The sequence below is a fragment of the bacterium genome (genome assembly GCA_035281585.1).
Taxonomy (GTDB): domain Bacteria; phylum UBA10199; class UBA10199; order DSSB01; family DSSB01; genus DATEDP01.
Window position 1 is genome coordinate 1 of record DATEDP010000077.1, and the last position, 19,161, is coordinate 19,161.

Sequence of the window (19,161 nt, forward strand, 5' to 3'; positions counted from 1 at the left end):
GAGGCGGTGCCGAGGACGATGTCGGGGTTGCTTTCCTTGATGTACCCCGCCAGCGCGTTGACGAAGCCTAAAGTGCTGTACTTCTCGAGCTTGGGGCTGGAGAGCACGGTGACCTTCTTCACGCCGTAGGGCGCCAGCTCATTGGCCAGGCCTTCGACGCCGTTGCCGATCAGGACGGCCTCGCAGATCCCACCGATCTTGGCGGCGAGCTCCGCGCCCTTGCTGGCCAGCTCCAGCGAGGTTTTCTTTAGTTTTCCATCTTGATGTTCTGCAAAAATTAAAACGTTAGCCATGGTGATTCTCCTAATTCCTTTTCGTTAGATGACCTTCGCTTCTTCGCGGAGCAAGCGGACCAGTTCCTTGACTTGAGTGGCGGCATCGCCTTGCAGCATCTTGCCCGGGGCCTTCTCGGCCGGCAGGCGGAAGTTGCTGTAGACCAGCTTGGGTTGGGCGTCGCCCTTGACCGCGCTGAGCTTGAGGGTCTCGACCGGCTTGGTCTTGGCCTTCATGATGCCGGGCAGCGAGGCGTAGCGCGGGGTGTTGAGCCCCTTCTCGCAGCCGAAGATCGCGGGCAGCGGAACCTCGTAGACTTCCTTGGCGCCGCTGATCCGGCGGGTGGCAGTGGCCTTGCCGCCGGCGATGTCGATCTTCTCGAGGATCATCACCTGGGGCCAGCCGAGAAACTCGGCGACCTGCTGGGTGGTCTGGCCGTTGTCGAGATCGATGGCCTGCTTGCCGGTGAAGACGATCTCGAAGCCTTTGTCCTTGATCACCTGGGCCAAGGCCTTGGCGGTGATGAAGCTGTCGGGGCTGCTGTTCTCGTCGTCGATGTGAATGGCTTTGTCGCAGCCCATCGCCAGGGCGGTGCGGATGGCCTCGACCGAGCGCACCGGGCCGAGCGAGATGACCGTCACTTCGCTGCCGGCGTTCTTCTCCTTGGTCTTGATGGCCTCTTCGATGGCGAACTCATCGTAGGGACCGACGATGAACTTGACGCCTTCGCCCTCGATGCCCGAGCCGTCGGCCTTGGTTTTAATCTTGGTTTCGGTATCCGGAACCTGCTTGATCAGAACGGCAATTTTCACTCTAGCCTCCTTCAATTAAAAATCGGTTATTTGAACAGAAGGTGCTTCGCGATCACCATGCGTTGGATCTGGTTGGCACCTTCGTAAATCTGAATCAACTTCGCGTCGCGGAACAGCTTCTCGACCGGGTATTCCTTGGAATAGCCGTAGCCGCCGTAAACCTGGATGGCGTCGGTCGCCGCCTCCATCGCGATGTCGGACGCGAAGCACTTGGCAATGGCGCTTTCCTTGTTGTTGGGCTTGCCTTGGTCGCCCAGCCAGGCGGCCTGCCAGCAGAGCAGGCGGGCGGCTTCGACGTTCTTGGCCATGTCGGCGATGATGAACTGGATCCCTTGATGCTCGGCCAAGGCCTTGCCGAAGGTCGTTCGCTCCTTCGAGTATTGAATGCTGTACTCCAAGGCGGCCCGGGCCACGCCGACCGCCGCCGCGCCGATGCCGGGCCGGGACTTGTCGAGGTTCTTCATCGCAATCTTGAAGCCCTCGCCTTCCTGGCCGAGCAGGTTTTCCTTGGGAATGAAAACATCGTCGAAGGTCACCGAGCGGGTGTCGGAAGCCCGTTGGCCGAGCTTGTCTTCCTTCTTGCCGATGCCGACGCCGGGGCTCTTGGCATCGACGACGAAGGCCGAGATGGCCTTGGAGCCTTTGCTGGGGTCGGCGCTGGCGAAGACCGTCATCAAGTCGGCGTAACCGGCATTGGTGATCCACTGCTTGGCGCCGCTCAAGCGAAAACCATCGCCGTCCTTTTTATAGACGGTGCGCATATTGGCGACGTCGGACCCGGAAGCAGGCTCGGTCAGGGCGAAGGAGGCGATTTTAAACTCTTGGGCGAAGGGCGCGAGGAATTTGTCCTTTTGGGCCGGATTGCCGGCGATGACAATGGGGCCGAGGGCTAGGGCGTTGCATACCGCCGAAGTCGCGATGCCGGCGCAACCCCAATAAAGCTCTTCGGCGATCAGGACCGATTCGAAGCAGCCTAGCCCCATGCCGCCGTTTTCGACCGGGACGTTCTCGCCCATCAAGCCCAGCGCCCAGGCCTTTTTTAGGATATCTTTCGGGAAACTCCCGCTCTCGTCGAATTTGGCCGCGACCGGGCGCATCTCGGTTAAGGCGAATTTGCGCGCCGTCTCGACCAAGAGCCTCTGTTCCTCGCTGAGCTCGAAAGAGATCATGCCTTCAGTCCCTCGACCAACATGGAGCAAAGCTGCTCGGCGACTTCCTCCATGGTGTATTTCTTCTTCTTCATCAGCACCCAATCCAAGGCCATTTCGTCGACCGCCCCGAAGATCGCCCGCTTCAAGATCAAGGGATTGATCGTCTTCTTGAAGAGGCCCTTGGCCTGCCCTTCCTCGATAATGGTCGAGATGATGGTCAGGTAATCGCGAAACTTGGTCGCCGCGTATTCCTTCATGAACTTCGAGGATTGCCTCAGCTCGATCTGCAGCACCAAGGAGGTGTCCTGGTGCTCCCGGACCAGCTCGAGATGGAGGCGGATGAAGCGGCGTAGCTTTTCGATCGGGTCGGACACCCCGCTGACGACCTTTTGAACCTCGCCGCTGAAGGTGTCCATGCTGTCTTCAAAGATGGAAATGAGCAGGTCGTCTTTGTTCTTAAAATAGAGGTAGATCGTGCCGTCGGCGACATTGGCCTCCTTGGCGACGTCGGCCACCTTGGAGTTGTAGAAGCCCTTCTGCGCGAAGACCTTCGTTGCCGCCTGGATGATCTTCTGGTACTTCTCGGATCCGATTTTCTCGGCGCTCAACGGCATTCGATTCCACGCTCCAGCCAATGAATGGCTATTCATTCACGGCGCTAGCATGCCGTGACGAGGAGCGTCAAGGAGAAATCTCCGATCATGGCCCTGCTTCAAACTTACGATTTAAGCCTCGCCAAGGGACAGTCTAAGATATTGAAATCGATCAATCTTTCTCTCGACTCCGGCGAGATCCTGGCCCTGACCGGGCGCTCGGGCAGCGGGAAAACCAGCCTGCTCAGGCTGCTTTGCCGGATGGAAGAGCCCAGCGCCGGCGAGATAAGGCTAGAGGGGCAGCCCCTCCCCTCGCTTAATCCCTTGGAAGTGCGCCGGCGGATCCAGTGGGTTTTTCAGACGCCGGTGATGGTGGGCAAGACGGTCCGTGAGGACCTGCTCTTGGGACAGGGATTTGGGTCCAAGCTCGAAGAGACCGTTCCGGCCGAGCTCTGGATGGAAAAGATGCACCTGGCCCCGGCGTTACTCGATGAGGATCCCAAGCGGCTTTCGGTCGGAGAAGCCCAGCGGATCGCCCTGGCTCGAGCCATTTTGCTCAAACCCCAGGTCCTCTTGCTGGACGAGCCGACCTCGGCCCTGGACCAAACTTCCAAGTCCGCGATCGAGGAGACCTTGCGCGATTGCGCCCAAGGCGGCATCGCAATCCTTTTGGTCACTCACGACCCACGGCAGATGTCGGAGCTGGCGGCTCACGGCTTGGAATTGGCCGGCGGCGAGATTCACCGCCAATGGTAGGCAAAAAAAAAACCTTGGACTGGAGGGGGGAAACCCCACCTCCAATCGTCCAAGGTTCCGGGTAAGGAAACTTATGTCTTATTCGGGCCGGTGTTCCAATGGCTTGGCTAGACCCCTCGCCATCTGAACAACCGGCATAATTTCACGGACCATTCGCTGCAGAGATGAAAGATTCCAGTGGTCCAATAAAAACTTGTCGCCATCCTCTAAGGAGGCCTCCGCGAAGAATCGGGAGCGTCCGTTCGAAGATTTGGTTTTGTAAAGAGAGACTTGATATCCTTTCCACTCTTCTTGAGCGATTGTCTCTCGAATCATGGCATCGGCTCTACTTTCTCCTGTCCTGACATTCAAAGATCGACTTTATTTACAGCAAGGCCGATGCCAGATTGGCGAATTTCCCATAAAAAATTTATAAGCTGGATTTGTAAGGATTTTTTGCTGGGCGCTCCGAAAGGTAAGGCTGAGCCAGGATAAAAAGTTATCCGGATCGGGCCTTTTCAAAGAAAAAATATTATCCGGCCTTGGCCGGCCAGGCTAAATGAAAGGTGGTTCCCAGGCCCACTTGGCTTTCGACCCGGATCTCGCCCTGGTGGAGGGCCATGATCTTCTTCGCGATGGCGAGGCCCAATCCCAAGCCCTTCCTTTTGGTGGTGATGAATTCCTCAAAGAGGCCGTCGATTTTCTCGGCCGGGATGCCCGGGCCGGTGTCGGCCACCTCGGCCAAGACTTGGTCGCCTTCTGTCCGGAGCCGCACTTCGACGAGACCGTCGGGGTCCTTGAAGGCTTGAATGGCATTGGCGATCAAATTCTCGAAGAGTCGGCGCAATAGCGACACATCGCCAACAACCGGGATGAGCTCGGCGGCGGCGGAAAGCTTGAGCTCGATCTTGCGATTGGCCGCCTCGATCTGAAAGCTTTCCAAGGAGTCGCGCAGCATTTTAACCAAGTCGAAGGAAATGGGATGGTAGGGCATCTCATGGGTGAGGTTGCGAAGGTCGTCGAGGAACTGATTGATCCGATTGAACTCGCGCTGCACGATGCGCCGGAAGGTCTGGCGGTAGTTTTCATCCTCGTACATCGTTTCCATGACCTTGGCGGCGTTCTCGATGTTCTTGACCGGATGTTTGAGGTCATGGGCCAGGCCCGAGGCGATCCGCCCGAACATCGCGAGGCGTTCCTGCCGTCGGGTGGTTTCTTGGAGAACGAGCAGATCCTCGCTCATTCGGTTGAAGCTTTCGCCCAAGCGGCCGAATTCGTCGCCGCCCAAGGACGGCAGCCGATAGCTCAAATCGCCCTTGCCAAGGGCCTGGGTGGCCAGAGCCAATTGCCCGACCGGCTTCAACAAAAGCCGGCGGCTGATCCAAAAGCCGGCCAGGAGCATCAAGATCACCGAGCCGGCGATCAAGAGGAGCAGCTCCCATGTCATGGTCCGAAGCGGCGCGAAGGCTTCCTGGACCGGCTGGGCAAAGACGACGTACCAGGGCGGCGCTTCCGAGATCGGTTGAAGGGCGAGGAGGAAATTTCCCCTTCCCGTCTGGCGGATCGTCGGCGAGCTGGACAGCTTCTCGGAAAAGCCCTCAAAGCTCACATCGCTATCGGAAGAAAGGATTGCCTGCTTGTAGAATGGATCGCCCGAAGCCACGACTTGACCCGAGCGGTCGACGACGGTGACGTAACCGCCCTTCCCCAGTTGGGTGCCACCGACCCATTCCCACATCCGCATCAGGTCGATCTGGGCGGCCAGAACCCCCTGGACCTTGGTGCCGGCCCGCATCGGCACCAGGTACCAAATGACGGGAGTCAGGTCGGCCGAAAGATAGGCCTTGGAAAAATTGGGTCGGCCTGCGGCCGCTTCTTGAAGCAGGGCCACCGGCGGCTGGTCTTCTTTCGAGGTCTTCGCGTCGGTGGAGAGCGTCGCCTGCATCGCCGAATCGAAAAGCAGGATTCTTTCGAATTCCGAGAATCGAATGACGTAGTTCTCGACGATCCGCCGGGTTTGGCCGGCCGAGAGGTCGGTATTGGCCAAGTCGGCTACCAGCGTCTCGAGAAGAGCCCGGGCATGCTCCAAATAAAGGCTGATTTCGCCGGCGGTGCGCTTGGCGATCTCGGCATAGCTGTCTTGGATGGTCGTTTTCAGAATTTTTTGGGAATTATAGAGGCTCAAAACGCCGTAGATGGCCAAGGGCAAAAGGGCCGAGACCAGCAGAAGAAGAATCAGTTTGCCGCGGAGGGTTCGCAACGAACGTCCTTGAGCGAAGAGAAAAACTCGTTGGTGTTGAACTTAAATCCCGTGCAGGACTTACGATACAACAGGGGGGTCTTCAGCCAAAACAAGAAAATTCCGGGGGGATCTTTAAGCATTTCAGCGATGGCCTTGGAAAAATCCTCCTTGGCCCTTTCGTCGTCGTACTGATACCGGGCGGCTTCCAGAAATTTATCGACCTCCGGCGAGCTGTATCCCGAAAGATTGACGCTGCCCGCGCCTTCAGCGGTGTGAAATACAAAATAGTTCGATGTCAGGGCGTCCCGAATCGCAAATGGCAACAAAACTAGGTCGAAATCCTTGGCCTTCAGGATCTTCTCGCCGAAATTCTGGGGCTCGAGATAGTTCAAGGAAATCGGTATGCCCATCTCCTCGAGATGTCGCTTCAACAAGAGAGCGATTCTCGCGTCCATCGCCTGGGTATTGAGAAGCGACAATTCAATCGCGGCCTTGGGCACCGACATCACCTTAAAGGGCTCAATCTCCGAAGGCTGTCCGGCCGGCGCCATCAGCCCCGCACCCCAGCGGTCGACTTTCCTCACCGGAATATAGGCTGGAGAAAGCCCCTTGGCCCCTAGCTCGGAAATCATCCGATCACGGTGAAGGTTTTTGGAAATCTCACTCCATGGCATTCGGCGGATGCTGGAATTCTCCCGATTGATCAAAACTAAATATAGAAAGGCCGACTCCAGTTCGCCGAAAGCAAATTGCGGAAGGTCGCTCAAAACCTTGGAATCTCCTTCATCGGTCAGAAAGGTGATATCGACGCTACCGGTGGCAAACTCCCGAAGGACCCGGCGGGCCGAGGGAATTTGCCGAACCACGATTCGGTTGACCGACGTTGGAGACGGGACTTTCCTTTGCAGAACGATGCTGTCGTCCTTCTTGGACTCGATGACAAAGTCGCCCGTTGTCTGGGCTGGATCCTTGGACAAAATCGGAATGCGGCTCAGCATGAAAGGGAATATTCGGTCGTACTCCTTCAGCCGGAAAACCAACTCGCCCGGCGCCTTGATGTCGAATGAAACTAAATTTTTTAAACCTTCCTTAAATTCGGGTATGCCCAGCTTCTGCAGGTGCTCCAGGGTGAATTTGACGTTCTCGGCGTTTTCCGGACTGAGCTTGACATGGAAACTCTTGTCCTGTTCCTCCCACCAAACTTTTTCGGCCATGTCCGTTTTCAATTGACCGTCTTCCGAGAACCGAAGGAGCGGCCGATAGAGCAGCTCGACCAGCATGGCGCCTATCCCTTGGCGGGAGCTAAAAGGCTCGACCTCGCCGATTGGCACGACCGTCGCCAATACGATGTCCTTTGAAGGAGATGGGGCTTCGCGCCCGCTACACCCGAAGAAAATCATGCAAGCTGCTAGGGTTATTAGGAAAGATCGCCTCACCCGAGAGAATAAAAAAAGGATTGATAGAAATATCAATCCTTTTTTCATCGCAGCTTGGGCAACGGTTTACATGAAATAGCCGAAGCAAGCGGTTAATTGCGTCTTTTGGGTCTTCTCGCCTTTTTTCACGACTTTCACTTTCATAGGTTTTCCTCCTGCTTTAGGTTACCGATTTCCAAATTTTGAAAAGGGATGGGAAGGTGCCGCAAAGCGGGCTGGCTTCCCATCCCCTCGGACAGGCTAGGTTGATACTTCCATCCGCTCCGCGCATGTTGCTCCCTCGTAATATTCCAGCGGCAGTTCCTCACGGAGAGTCTTGATGAAATACGGTTGTTGGCAGCTGATCCGGTTGTAGTCGCCGGTCATGTTGAAGGCGTCGGCCCGGCAGCCGCCGGCGCAAAGCGGGACGAACATGCACTTGGCGCACTTGGGGTGGGCCAGCGGCTTGACCGCAAGCATGTCCTCGCCGATGGCGTTGAATTCCTGGCTTCCGACCTCGCCGATCACCCCGGCTTCGATGCCGAGGAAGGCGATGCACTTGTAGATCTTCCCGTCGATCCCGATGGTGACGGCGTTGCGCCGGTAATATTCGCAAGGTCCGAGGTTCACCGGATCGGTCGGGGTCAGGCCGACGGCCCGGACTTCCCGCCGCAGCTCCAGCATCTTGGTGATCTCGAAATCGGAATAGGTGCAGCGCTCGCAGGTCGAGCCGACGTTCTTCTGGTCCGAAGGCTTCATTTCAGGGAGGATCGGCTTGAGATTGGTGGCCACGATGTCGTCCCGGAACTTCGATTGGGCGATCTTCTCGAGCAGGCCTTTGAAGCTGTCGGCGTTCTCGGCGTCGAAATTGCCTCCCAGCATGATCTTGAGCTGGCCGGCGCAAGCCTCCAAGTTCTTGAAGATCTGGTCGAAGGTCCCGCGTCCGCCCTGATAGATCCGTTTCTTGTCGTGTTGATCGCGGTCGCCGTCGAAGGTGATCTTGATCCATTGGAAGCCGTAGCTCTTCAGCTCCTCGGCCAGCTTCGGAGTTAGGAAGATCCCGTTGGTGGCCATCCCGGCCGAGTACTCCACTCCGCGGAGCCGGCAGTGGGCATAGACATCGCCGCTGATCTTGCGGATGGCGTCGACGTTGAGCAGCGGCTCGCCGCCGAAGAAAATCAAATTGACCTTGACCGGATGGGTCGTGTCGATACGGGTCTTCAGCCAAGAAGCGACCTTTTCCATGGTTTCGGGGCACATCCGCGATTTCCCCAGCTTGTCCTTCTCATAGCAATAAGTGCAGCGCAGGTTGCAGGCCATGGTCGTGAGGATCGTCGCGGTCAGGATCTCGTTCTGCTCGACCACCCGGCGATCGAACCAAGCATGGAAAGCCTCCTCTTCGTCGGCCGAATCCTCCAGCAAATATCCCATCTCTTTGAGATCCATCGCGGCATCGGTCTCGGCCGAGCTTAGCGATTCTTTCCGCCGTATCTTCTGCAGCAAATCCCGAAGATTGACGTCGCCGTCCTCGACCGCGATCCGGCTGTCGGACAAGGAGTTGTAGAGAAATGTCAAGTTGGGATCGCGCGGTGACCGCACCATGAAATTAAATCGGGAGGCCTTCATGCTTCATACCCCTTCCGCATACCGAGCTTGGGCGCTCGAATTTAAAACAGAGCAAGCCTTGTGCCAGGCCGCGCGGATCGAGGGCCGGAAGAGCCGATGGGTTGAGGATCGCGAAGGGACTGGGGATTTTCCGAGTCGAAAATCCATCGCCTTCCCGCCTTCCAATGCAGGTAGAAAGCGTTTATCCCGTCATGGAAAAATGTTGTCCGAAAAAGGCCTCGCCGAGGTCAAGCAAAGGCTGCCTTTTAAAAGAGCAGATTGGCCCCGGCAATGAAGTGAAAGCCGGGGTTGGGAAACCCAAAAAAAGTCTCGTAGCGGTCATCCAGGATATTGGCCGCTTTCCCGAATACCGTGACCGACTGAGGGTGGCCCGGGCTTTCCAACGGGAATTCATAGGAAAGGGCCAAGTCCCACTGGGCGTAACCCGGATTGGTCCCGCCGAAGAGGTTGGCGGCCGCGGTTCCTCCAACGAAAACCCCATCGGCCGAGACCAAGGGGAAGGATTCGCGTTGGTCCGAAACGACGGTCAGGGTCGAGTCGACGGTCATGCGCTTGAGCGGCTTGGCGCTCAAATAGGCGTTGAAAACGTGGGCCGGGACCTCGGGCAGCCGCCCTCCCCCGCCGCTTTCATCGACACTGTGGGTGTAAGTGTAGTTCCCGCCGATCTTGACCTGAGGGATGATCTTCCACCAGAAGCCCGATTCGACGCCGACGCTGAAGGCGTCGTTGATATTGACGCCGACCCGGTCGATCAGGTTGTCGAAATCCAGGTAAAAGAAAGTCGCGAAGACTCCGGCCTTCTCGCCGAAACGCTGCTCGTAGCCGGCTTCGTAGCTCTGCGATTTTTGCGGCTTCAAGTCGGGATTGCCGGTGACCGGATTGAAGAGCTGGACCAAGGTCGGGGGCAGGAAACCCTCGCCGTAAGCGCCGTGAAACTTCCCGCCGATCTCCGGGATCAGCACCGCCACCGCCGCCCGCGGGCTGAGCTCGCCGCCGTAAGCCGAATTTTGGTCCCATCGAAATCCGGCGTCGAGAAAAACCCGGTCGGAGTAGCCCAGATGATATTGGAAATAAGGAGCGTAATTTTGGCGAGAGCCGGGGGTTCCCGGCGCCGGAAAAGGGCTGAGCGGCGGAATGAAAGGCCCGAGGGTGCCGACCGGCGGCGGCGGATCGCCGGGAAAAGGCTCGCCGCTCATCTCGACCCGCTCGTCGTAGAATTCGAAGCCGACCATCGCGGTCTGCTCGATCTTGCCGAGGTCCGGGATGAAAAAGAACTGCCGCAAATCGGCGCTCTGGCGGCTGGATTTGACCTTGTTCCGGACGCTGTTGGGAGCCAGCCCGATTCCCGATGGGGTCAGGTACGGCACATCGCCGATGTTGGAATTATTCTCGGTCTCGTCGGATAGATAGAACCCGTAAAGGAACTCGGTGCGGAAATTTTGGCTCCAGTCCTGGCTGAGCTGCAGGGATTGAGTGGTCAGCAAGCGGTCGAAGTCGCGGTTGGCGTCGCGGGCGATCTGGATGAAGGCCGCGTCCGGCGGCAAGGCCGGATCGTAGAGCGCCGCCGGCCCCACTAAAAAGTCGCGGGCCAAGCTCTTGTCGCTGATCAAAAAGCGGCTCCCGATCGTGAGCCGGAGGCTATCGGTGGGCTTGAAATCCCAACGCTGGGTGATCGCGGTCTCGCCGAAATCGTCGTTCTGGAATTGGCCGGTCTCGTCGGTCCGGCTGACGCCGAGGTTCCATTTCACCGCTTCGCGGTCGGCTTGGGTGCCGAGCCATTCCCGGCGGTGGCCGAGATTGCCTCCTTCCAACGAAAGCCGGGTTTCGGCCGGCGATTGGCCGCTCTTGGTGATGATGTTGACGACGCCGCCGACGGCGTTGCCGCCGTAGAGCACGGCTTGGGAGCCGCGGAGGACCTCGATCCGGTCGATCTGCTCGACCGGGATGAGGCCAAGGTTGGCTTCGTTGTCGGCCGGATTGTTGAGCCGGACTCCGTCCAGCAGGACCAGGGTATCGGCGGCAGTGGCGCCCCGGATCCGGACGTTGACCGTCTCGCCGCGGGTCCCCAGCTGCTGGACGAAAAGGCCGGGCAATTCCTCGAGCCCCTCGGCGACGCTGCGGTCGACCCGGCGGTCCAATTCCTCGCCCGTCACGATCGAGACGCTATGGGCGGTGGTGCGGAGCGGCTCCTCGATCTGGCGGGCGCTGACCACCACCTCCCCGATCTGGGCCTCTTCGGCCGGCGCCTGCAAAGGTGCCGTCAACGCCACCAAGGCAGCGGCGAGTATCTTGGTCCGCTGGAACATTTCCTACCCTTTTCGTCCTTCCCTTTGTCGATGATCCACGACTTCGGTCAATTGAAGCCGTTTGAGCTTATACTCTAAAGTCTTGCGGTGCACACCGAGTTTCGCGGCCGCATTCTCCTGATGCCAGTGCTCCTGCTCCAAAACCCGGAGGATGAACCCCCGTTCGAAGGCGTCGGTGGCGGCCTTGAGCTTGTCGGAATCGCCGTCCAAGCTCTTCAGATGGGCAATGTCCGAGATTTGATAGTCGATCGGGATGTCCTCGGCGAAGATGCTGTCCGAGGGATGGATCGCCACCAACCTTTCGACCAAATTCTCGAGCTCGCGGATATTGCCGGGCCAGTCATAATGGCAAAGGACCGAGATCGCATCGGGCGTGAACTTCAGGTTCCGGCCGAATTTCCGGTTGTAGCGCTTTAAGAAGAGCTCGACGAAAAGCGGCAAATCCTCGAGCCGGTCGCGAAGCGCCGGAAGCTGGATCGGAATGACGTTGAGCCGGTAATAGAGGTCCTCCCGGAACTTGCCTTCCTGGGCCAGGGCCTTGAGGTCGCGATTGGTCGCGGCCAATAGCCGGACGTCGACTCGGATCGGTTTCTGGCCGCCGACCCGCTCGACTTCGCCTTCCTGAATGGCGCGAAGCAGCTTGGCCTGGACCTCGAACTTGAGATCGGCGATCTCGTCACAAAACAAGGTTCCCTGATCGGCCAGCTCGAACTTGCCCAGGGTGGTCTTCAAGGCCCCGGTGAAAGCGCCCTTCTCGTGGCCGAAGAGAGTCGATTCGACCAAGTGCTCGGGGATCGAAGCCATATTGATCGCGACGAAGGGCTTGCTGGCCCGCGGCGATTTTTGGTGGAGGTAACGGGCGATCAGCTCCTTGCCGGTGCCGCTTTCGCCTTGAACCAGGACCGTCGCCGAAGTGGCCGCCGCCCGGTCCAGCACCGTCTTGAGAGCCTGCATCCGAGGATTGATGCCGAGCAGAAATTCATGATCGGTCAGCCGCTCCACTTCCGAGCGGAGATAGAGGATCTCCCGGAGCTGACGTTGCTTCTCGAAAACCCGGTGGAGCAAGGCTCGCAGGTCCTCGACCTCGAAATCCTTATTGATGTAGTCGAAGGCTCCCAGCTTGATCGCCTGGACCGCGAGCTTCACTTCCCGCACGTGGGTGATCAAGATGATCTCGGTGTCGGGCTGAAGCTCCTTGAACTCCTTGAGCAAGGTCAGGCCATCGCTATCCGGCAGCATGTAGTCGAGCAGGATGACCGAGTACTCCTCCACTTGGAACTTGGCTCGGGCCTCCCGGCCATCGGCGGCGGTCGTGACGGTGCCCAGCGGAGCAAGCACGCTCATCAATAAGTCCCGCATCGACTCATCGTCGTCGACGACCAATATCCGGTGGAGTGCTTCCTTTGCCATTATTTCCTTTGCCGCCCTGCCTCAGAAGGGTACCATCTATCAAGAATCATTCAAGTTTTTAATCAAATCGGGAATTGAGCGAGGTGCCGATGGCAAGTTTCTGGCAGGATACCGGCCTCTACTTTTCGCTGAGCCTGGTTCTCCTGGCCCTGCTGATCTCTTGGCGGGAAGGCCTCCAACTGGAAAAGGACCTGATTTGGGCGACCCTGCGCGGCTTCGTCCAGCTGACCTTGGTGGGCTATATCCTGCTTTGGATCTTCGCTTGGGAAGGCCTGGAGATCGTCTACCTGACGCTTCTGCTCATGACCCTGATGGCGGCTTGGATCGTCCGGAGCCGGGCCGAGGGCATTCCCGGCATTTTCCCGATCGCCTTCTTCAGCCTGGCCTTAAGCCTGAGCCTGACCCTCGGCCTGCTGGTCCTGGGCGGCTCGATCGAGCCCCGGCCCCGGCTTTTGATCCCGCTGGGCGGGATGATTTTGGGCAATTCGATGAACGGAGCCAGCCTGACCTTGAACCGGCTGAAATCCGAAGTCGAGCTGCGGAAATGGGAAGTCCGGCTCTACCTGAGCCTGGGCGCCAGCAGCCGGCAATCGATGCAAAAAATCCTGCAGCAGACCCTCAAGGCCTCGCTCATTCCGGCCATCGACACTTTGAAGGCCTTGGGCCTGATCTTCATGCCGGGGATGATGGCCGGCATGATCGTGGCCGGCGAGTCGCCGCTGGTCGCCGTTCGCTATCAGATCATCGTGATGTTCATGCTATTGGCCAGCGCCACCCTGACCAACCTGCTGGTGGCTCTGCTGGGCTACCGGCGCTTTTTCACGCCGGCCCATCAATTGCGGGAATTTGCGATGTCATCCCGAACGGAGTGAGGGATCCACCGCGAAGCCTCTTGGCGCCAAGGAGCTCCGTAGTGGGTTCCTCGTCCCCCCAGTCTCACTCGAACCTCGCGGCGTTCGACTGGGGCCCCCGCTCCTCGGAATGACAAATCAGAAGAAGCTTTCGCCGTCGATGCCCTCGGGAATGGGATCGCCATGGAGCTTGAGGATCGAAGGGAAGAGATCGACCGAGCGGACAAAATCCCGCTTCATCTTCACGTTGGAGAAGAGCGGGATCAGGATGTGCTCGTCATGGAGCGCGCCATGAGAGGATTTGTGCTCGGGATGCTCAAAGCGCTTCCGGAGGTCGTAACCCTTGGCCGCGCTGATCACCAAGTCGCCGGTCCGGCCCGAGCGGAAGATCTGAGTCGCTTGGACCAGCGAGTCGGGGTAAAGAGACCGCTCGGTCAGGGTCAGCGCCTCGCTCCGCGAAAGGCGGGACGGGGCCGTTGCCAGGCCCAGTGGATCGCCGCGGAGGTTGTTCCAGAGCAGGTGATCGCCCTCTTCCTTCACCTTGGCCTCGCCGGCCCGGCTCAGGATATGCACCCAACCTCCATGGTCCTGGGAAAGCACCAAGTCGACCGCGGGGTGCTCCATCAGCCCGCCTAGAACCTTCGGGTGCAGCTCGCGGACTTCTTCGAGGGTCAGGCGGCCGGCCCAAGGTTGGCGGCCCCGGAAATAAAGATGAAGCATGGCATTGCCCGAGACCATGCTGGCGGCCTCGAAGCCGCTCTTGAAGATTTTCGGATAATAAAAAGTCTTGATGCCCTGCTCTTCCAGGAAGGAAGCGACGCCGAAGTGGGACTTGGTCTCGGAGAGACCGTGATCGCTGACGATGAACATCGCGGTCTCTTCATACTTCCCCTGCTTCTTGAGCTCCTTGGCGATCTTGCCGAAGGCCCGATCCACCGTCTCGTAGGCCTGGAGCGCGCTCGGATGCCGGGGCCAGCTTAAGTGGCTGTACTCGTCGATGCCCGGAAACACCATGAAGAGAAAATCGAAGCCCTTGCGGATGACCTCGAGGCTCATTTGGGCCGCCGACTCGTCGACCATGTGCCAGCGGTCGGTGAGATGGGCATAGTACCAATACCAAATGCGCATGTGGGCGGTGACGTTGCCCTTGCTCGGCACGCCGCGGTTCACCGAGCTGAAGATATTGTGGGAGTTGGGGAAATGCTCGAAGAGCGTGGTCAGCTCCGGCCGCATGTCCCGGTTCATCAAGAAGCTCTCGAAGCCGACATAGCTCCGAAAGCGGGTCAAGGAGAGCTTGCGCCGGGAATATTCGGCCTTGTCGAACCAGCGGATGCCCGGGACGTTGCAAGTTCCCGGAAAGCAGCCGGTGAGAAAGGGCATGTAGGCCGGGCCGGTGGTCGAGGGAAAAACGCTGGTGGCCTTGGCGAAGGTCCCTTGGCTGAGAAAGATCTCGGCGAGATTGGGCAAGCGGCCGGCCTCCAACAGCTCGCGAAAGACGTCATAGCGCGAGCCGTCGGCCAAGAGGACGATGAAGCGTTTCTTTTGGGGATGGGTCATGGATTAAGTCGGTTGCCCGCCGCGAAGCTCCTTGAGCTTGTTTTGCATCCGCCGGACCAGCTCGGGGTAGCCGTTCTTGGAGATGATCGAGTCGAATTGGAAGCGGTAGTTTTCGACCAAGCTGGCGTCGTCGACGACGACGTCGTAAACCTTCCAGCCTTGGGTGTCCTTTTTCATCTTGTACTCGATGTCGACCTTCACGTTTTCCTTGGGAACCACCACCTTGGTGCGGGTCTTGGCCCTGGTCTTCTCGTTGGAATAGGTATCGCCGAGGTACTGGACCGTATAGGCCTTGCCTTGGGTTTTGGAATGCTCCTTGGAAAAGATGGCCTTGGTTTCGAGCAGATCGGTCATCAGAGCCACGAAGTTATTTTGCTCGGCGGCCGAAATCTCGCCCCAATGCTTGTCCAAGGCCAGCCGGCACAGCTCGCGAAGGTCGAAGGTGCCGGTGAGAATGTCGCGCTTGATCTTGGAGTTGTTGGCCTTGTCCTCGGCGCTGAGGCCCGAGCCGGTCTTATAAGCATCCATCTTGACTTCGATCTCTTGGACCTCGCGAGTCGGCGTCCCCTGAGGCGCGCTGACCGCGCCGGAGGCCGGAGCTTTTCCGCTGGAGCCGCCGCCGGCGGGCGGCGCCGAAGGGGTCGCCCCCTTGACCGCCGATCGGGCGGCCGGCGCGGTCAGGCTTAAAGCCAAGGCCAGGGCCAAGCTCGGTAAAATTCGTTTCGCGATGCTTCGATTCATGCTCATCCTCATTCCTTCCTCGCGATTCCGCCGCTGCGCTGTTCGAGCACCGCGACGGCGATATTATAGTTGTAAACCGACTCGAGGTAACGGCCCCTGGACACCAAGTACGCTTGAAGGGCGTCGGAATAGTCTTTTTTATCGCCGACGCCGATGTCGATATTGGTTTTGGTCAGAAAAACGAATTGCCGGGCCAGCTTCATCGCGCGGTAACCGTTCTCCATGGCCTCCTTGCTTTGGAGGACGCTCAAATAGGCGTCTTTCAATTCCAATTCAAGCCCTTCGTCGGCGATTTCCTTGTTCAACGCGTTCTTGAAATAATCGGCCTGGGCGGCTCGCGTTTTGGCCAGGTATTGATTGACATTGATATCGCCTTTGATCCTCAGACCGAAGCCGACCCGGTTGAAGTTAAAGGGATCGTTGAAGTCGTCGGTCAAGTTAACCCCGGCAATGGGTTGGACGGTGCGGCCGAATTCGTAGAAAGCGCCGAGGCCGATATCGGGCGCCAGCTTCCGGCGCTCCAACCGGTACTGGGCTTCGCTGGCTTTGACGCCGATGTCGAGCAGCCGGTTCTTGGGATTGTTCCGGCGATTGAGCTCCAGGTAATGGTCGAATTCCTTGATTTCGGTTTCCACCGGCGTGAGATGCTCTTCATCGAGCGAGAACAAAGTGCCTCGCTCCATGCCCAGTTGAATCCGAAGGCCCTCCCGGGCCAGGGCCGCTTTCTTGTCGGTCTCGAGGAGCCGATTGAGCATCTCATAACGGAACAGCTTGAGCCGGGTCAGCTCCACCGGATCGGCCGGCTCCCGGCTGCTTTCCCGGCGCTTCACCTCGTTGGCCAAGTGGTTGCTGGCGTCTTGGAAAAGCTCGCGGACGTCCTTGGCCAAAAGCAAGCCGTAGTAGAGCTGCTTGACCTTGAGGACGACGTCGTTCTGCTTGTCGATCTTTTTCTCCTGTTCGGCGGCGATGCCGCCGCGAGCCAGCTCCTGGGCGATGCCGATCTTGCCAAAGCTGTAGAGCGGAATGCCCATGGTGATCTTGCCGCGCTGGCCGAAGGTCAAATCGCCCTCGAAGAAGCTGCTGACCGCATGGTCGGCGTCGCGGGGCGCCGGAAAAGAGAGAAACTCATATTCGAAGATCGGAATCCCGGTGAGCTTGGCTTCCTTCAGCTTGTTTTGGGCGATTTGCATGTCGAAGCTTTTGGCCCGGACTTCGCGGTTATTGAGCATCGCCATCCGCAAGCAGTCTTCGAGATTGATCTTGGGACCCTCGCCCATCGGCACTTCGGGCGGCGGCTTGAGGGCCGATTCTTTTTCCTCCTCGAAGCCGGTCGGCCCCTCCGGCATGTCACGAGGGACTTCCCAGCCTTCGGTCGGGCTGGGCCGCGACTCGGCGCGACGCGGCGCCGGAGCCGGAGCCGACTCGGTCGAGGCGGCGGGCTGGCTTTCGGAGGCGGCTTGGACCTGAAGCTCGGTGGTCTGGGCATGCAGGAAATCCGCAGCGAGCGAGAGGAGCAGGACCGTCCCCAAACCAAAAACCACTCTATGGAAAGGCGGTTTCACGCCGTCCTCTCATGTAAAAAAACTTAAGGCAAATCAAGGAATATTGGAGGCCGATGCCAAACTAATTGCCATCAGCCTTAGGAGGAAATCTCTTGGCGGTGGGTGTCGACTTCGCGGGCATCGACGAGGGCCGGCTTCAGCGGCAAGGTGAAGTAGAATTGGGCCCCTTCCCCCTTCTTCGACTCGACCCAAATCCGGCCGCCATGCCGCTCGACGATGTGCTTGGCAATGGCCAAGCCCAGGCCGGTCCCGCCGAATTCCCGGGTCAGATCGCCGTCGGCCTGGCGGAACTCTTCGAAAATGAAGTGTTGGTCCTTCTCCTCGATGCCGATGCCTTCGTCGCGAACGCAGACCCGCAGCATATCTCCGACCCTGGAGCTGAGGATGCCAATCGAATGGGAAGCCCCCTCCCGGGAAAACTTCAAGGCATTTTCGAGGAGACAAGCGAAGACTTGGCGTATTTGGGCCTCATCGCCGTAAACCATGGAAGCGGCGTCAAGGCTGACCTCGAGCTGGATCCGTTTCTCACGGAGGGCGTCCTCGATCCCGGCGGTGACCTCGAGCAGGGCTTTGCTGAGGTCGACCTTCCGGATCTCGGCCGGCGCCTTCTTGCTCTGGACCCGGGTGAAATCCAAAATATGACTCACCACCTCGGAGAGCTCTCGGCCGGCGGACTGGATCATTTCCAAATAACGGCGCTGATCGTCATTGAGATTGGCGTTTTGTTCGCCTTCGAGCAGGGCCTCGGTCAGCCCGAGGATCCCGTTCAAAGGGGTGCTGAGCTCATGAGAAATGGTGCTGACGAATTGGGTCTTAAGCTTGGCGATTTCGGAGAACTCCAGGTTCTGGCGGGAAAGCGATTCGTACAGAATCGCGTTGTCGATGGAGATCGCGGCCATGGCCACCAAGACCCCGAGCAGATCCAAAGTCTCATCGGAATAGGGTTCGTTTTCCCGCCGGGCCCCCAAAGCCAAAAGTCCAATGAACTTGTTCTCGGCGTTCATCGGGAAAACGGCCTCGGCATTGAGGGCGGTCAGGAAGTGGATCCCCGACTCCTTCACGTCGATCAAGCGCCGATCTTCGAGCAAATGGTGCTTGGTAATCGGCTTCAGCGAACGGCTCAAGTATTGGATGAAGGGATCCTTGGCTTGAAACTGGGAGATCAAGGGCTCTCCGCCCCGGCTCTCGCGGACCACGAAGGCCTTGATCGGAGTTTCGAGCAAGAGGATCGAGGCGTTTCGGACCTCGGCGATCTCGCTCAAAGTCCGAACCAGGTTCTTCAACAAATCCTTGAGATTTAAAATCGAGCTGAGCTCTTGGGAGTAAGTCCGAAAGGTCTCCAAAAGCTGGCTTTCTCGCCGCCGTTTACCGAAAAGCATGGAGATCCTTTAAATGAAAAAGGCCCCTCCAGCAAGGAGGGGCCTTTCGAGAAATAGTCTTCAACCAATTCTTTACATGTCGACGGGTTGACCGGCCACCATGTCCGGCGGCTGAACCACCATATCGGGTGGTTGCACCATATCAGGCCCCTGACCTTCCGTAGCCATATCAACCGGTTGGCCCATTAAGGTCCAGAACTGGTTGAGGTGGAAGGATGCCGGCCGCATATCCGGCCCCTGCCCCAGCGGAATGTAAACGTCCTGGGAGCTTTGGCTATTGTTCTCGGCAGCGGCTTGAACGGGCGGAAGCGAGGATACGGAAGATAACCCTGAAACTAGAAGATTCGACACTGGCACTTGAACTTGAATGCTCAAGCGGCACCTCCTTTATTCCTACATGCCCCGGCCAAAAAATACTATTGTGTACCAATTTACTAAGCAAAGGCGGTGCCAGTTGCGTACAATTATTAATTAGTAAATGATCACAAAAGATTACAAAATTTTATTA

Annotated in this window: 16 protein-coding genes; 2 read left to right on the top strand and 14 right to left on the bottom strand. The window is 58.3% G+C overall.

Annotation, left to right across the window (positions count from 1 at the left end; all coding sequences use genetic code 11):
* From VJR29_06110 to VJR29_06125, 4 genes are all read right to left on the bottom strand, one after another.
* The coding region (locus VJR29_06110; GenBank protein ID HKY62972.1) for an electron transfer flavoprotein subunit alpha/FixB family protein at window positions 1-293 on the bottom strand (293 nt) is incomplete at its 3' end.
* Window positions 294-317: 24 nt separating this feature from the next.
* Window positions 318-1,085, bottom strand: a complete 768-nt coding sequence (locus tag VJR29_06115; protein HKY62973.1) for an electron transfer flavoprotein subunit beta/FixA family protein — start codon at window positions 1,083-1,085, stop codon at window positions 318-320.
* A gap of 26 nt (window positions 1,086-1,111) precedes the next feature.
* Window positions 1,112-2,251, bottom strand: coding sequence for an acyl-CoA dehydrogenase family protein (locus VJR29_06120; protein ID HKY62974.1), 1,140 nt, complete (start codon window positions 2,249-2,251; stop codon window positions 1,112-1,114).
* A complete protein-coding gene (locus VJR29_06125) occupies window positions 2,251-2,886 on the bottom strand; it encodes a TetR/AcrR family transcriptional regulator (GenBank protein HKY62975.1) in 636 nt (211 codons plus the stop codon). Before VJR29_06125 ends, VJR29_06120 begins: the two co-directional genes overlap by 1 nt.
* A 51-nt stretch (window positions 2,887-2,937) precedes the next feature.
* On the opposite strand from VJR29_06125, the gene VJR29_06130 reads away from it, so the two are divergent.
* Complete coding sequence (locus tag VJR29_06130) at window positions 2,938-3,585, top strand: ATP-binding cassette domain-containing protein (protein HKY62976.1); 648 nt, start codon at window positions 2,938-2,940, stop codon at window positions 3,583-3,585.
* A 511-nt stretch (window positions 3,586-4,096) separates the two neighbouring features.
* On the opposite strand, the gene VJR29_06135 is transcribed toward VJR29_06130, so the two are convergent.
* The 5 genes from VJR29_06135 to VJR29_06155 all read right to left on the bottom strand — a co-directional run bounded on the left by VJR29_06135 (window position 4,097) and on the right by VJR29_06155 (window position 12,563).
* Entirely contained in the window at window positions 4,097-5,824 is a 1,728-nt protein-coding gene (locus tag VJR29_06135) for a sensor histidine kinase (GenBank protein HKY62977.1), read from the bottom strand.
* Window positions 5,800-7,137 carry a hypothetical protein gene (locus VJR29_06140; GenBank protein HKY62978.1) on the bottom strand — a complete coding sequence of 446 codons (1,338 nt, stop codon included), beginning with the start codon at window positions 7,135-7,137 and terminating at the stop codon, window positions 5,800-5,802. Before VJR29_06140 ends, VJR29_06135 begins: the two co-directional genes overlap by 25 nt.
* 345 nt (window positions 7,138-7,482) lie before the next feature.
* Window positions 7,483-8,847: a radical SAM protein gene (locus tag VJR29_06145; protein HKY62979.1), complete on the bottom strand. Its 1,365-nt coding sequence runs from the start codon at window positions 8,845-8,847 to the stop codon at window positions 7,483-7,485.
* A gap of 245 nt (window positions 8,848-9,092) precedes the next feature.
* Window positions 9,093-11,153, bottom strand: coding sequence for a TonB-dependent receptor (locus tag VJR29_06150; protein ID HKY62980.1), 2,061 nt, complete (start codon window positions 11,151-11,153; stop codon window positions 9,093-9,095).
* Window positions 11,154-11,156: 3 nt separating this feature from the next.
* A complete protein-coding gene (locus VJR29_06155) occupies window positions 11,157-12,563 on the bottom strand; it encodes a sigma-54 dependent transcriptional regulator (GenBank protein HKY62981.1) in 1,407 nt (468 codons plus the stop codon).
* 89 nt (window positions 12,564-12,652) lie between these two features.
* Between VJR29_06155 and fetB the strand changes: the two genes are divergently transcribed.
* Complete coding sequence (gene fetB / locus VJR29_06160; protein ID HKY62982.1) at window positions 12,653-13,435, top strand: iron export ABC transporter permease subunit FetB; 783 nt, start codon at window positions 12,653-12,655, stop codon at window positions 13,433-13,435.
* A 117-nt stretch (window positions 13,436-13,552) separates the two neighbouring features.
* Here fetB and VJR29_06165 read toward each other — a convergent pair whose 3' ends face one another.
* The 5 genes from VJR29_06165 to VJR29_06185 form a co-directional block, all read right to left on the bottom strand.
* The gene (locus VJR29_06165; GenBank protein HKY62983.1) at window positions 13,553-14,971 is read right to left on the bottom strand and encodes an alkaline phosphatase family protein; all 1,419 of its coding nucleotides are present in this window, start codon (window positions 14,969-14,971) and stop codon (window positions 13,553-13,555) included.
* Between the two features lie 3 nt (window positions 14,972-14,974).
* Complete coding sequence (locus tag VJR29_06170) at window positions 14,975-15,712, bottom strand: ABC transporter substrate-binding protein (GenBank protein ID HKY62984.1); 738 nt, start codon at window positions 15,710-15,712, stop codon at window positions 14,975-14,977.
* A gap of 8 nt (window positions 15,713-15,720) precedes the next feature.
* The gene (locus VJR29_06175; GenBank protein HKY62985.1) at window positions 15,721-17,274 is read right to left on the bottom strand and encodes a TolC family protein; all 1,554 of its coding nucleotides are present in this window, start codon (window positions 17,272-17,274) and stop codon (window positions 15,721-15,723) included.
* Window positions 17,275-17,351: 77 nt separating this feature from the next.
* A complete protein-coding gene (locus tag VJR29_06180; protein HKY62986.1) occupies window positions 17,352-18,653 on the bottom strand; it encodes a HAMP domain-containing sensor histidine kinase in 1,302 nt (433 codons plus the stop codon).
* 72 nt (window positions 18,654-18,725) lie between these two features.
* Entirely contained in the window at window positions 18,726-19,028 is a 303-nt protein-coding gene (locus VJR29_06185) for a hypothetical protein (protein ID HKY62987.1), read from the bottom strand.
* Window positions 19,029-19,161 lie beyond the last annotated feature (133 nt).

Excerpts from the sequence above, each read along its gene's own strand:
- VJR29_06150 (HKY62980.1), bottom strand. The coding sequence starts at position 11,153 with ATGTTCCAGCGGACCAAGATACTCGCCGCTGCCTTGGTGGCGTTGACG.
- VJR29_06170 (HKY62984.1), bottom strand. The coding sequence starts at position 15,712 with ATGAATCGAAGCATCGCGAAACGAATTTTACCGAGCTTGGCCCTGGCC.
- VJR29_06180 (HKY62986.1), bottom strand. The coding sequence starts at position 18,653 with ATGCTTTTCGGTAAACGGCGGCGAGAAAGCCAGCTTTTGGAGACCTTT.
- VJR29_06155 (HKY62981.1), bottom strand. The coding sequence starts at position 12,563 with ATGGCAAAGGAAGCACTCCACCGGATATTGGTCGTCGACGACGATGAG.
- VJR29_06165 (HKY62983.1), bottom strand. The coding sequence starts at position 14,971 with ATGACCCATCCCCAAAAGAAACGCTTCATCGTCCTCTTGGCCGACGGC.
- VJR29_06125 (HKY62975.1), bottom strand. The coding sequence starts at position 2,886 with ATGAATAGCCATTCATTGGCTGGAGCGTGGAATCGAATGCCGTTGAGC.
- VJR29_06130 (HKY62976.1), top strand. The coding sequence starts at position 2,938 with ATGGCCCTGCTTCAAACTTACGATTTAAGCCTCGCCAAGGGACAGTCT.
- VJR29_06145 (HKY62979.1), bottom strand. The coding sequence starts at position 8,847 with ATGAAGGCCTCCCGATTTAATTTCATGGTGCGGTCACCGCGCGATCCC.
- fetB (HKY62982.1), top strand. The coding sequence starts at position 12,653 with ATGGCAAGTTTCTGGCAGGATACCGGCCTCTACTTTTCGCTGAGCCTG.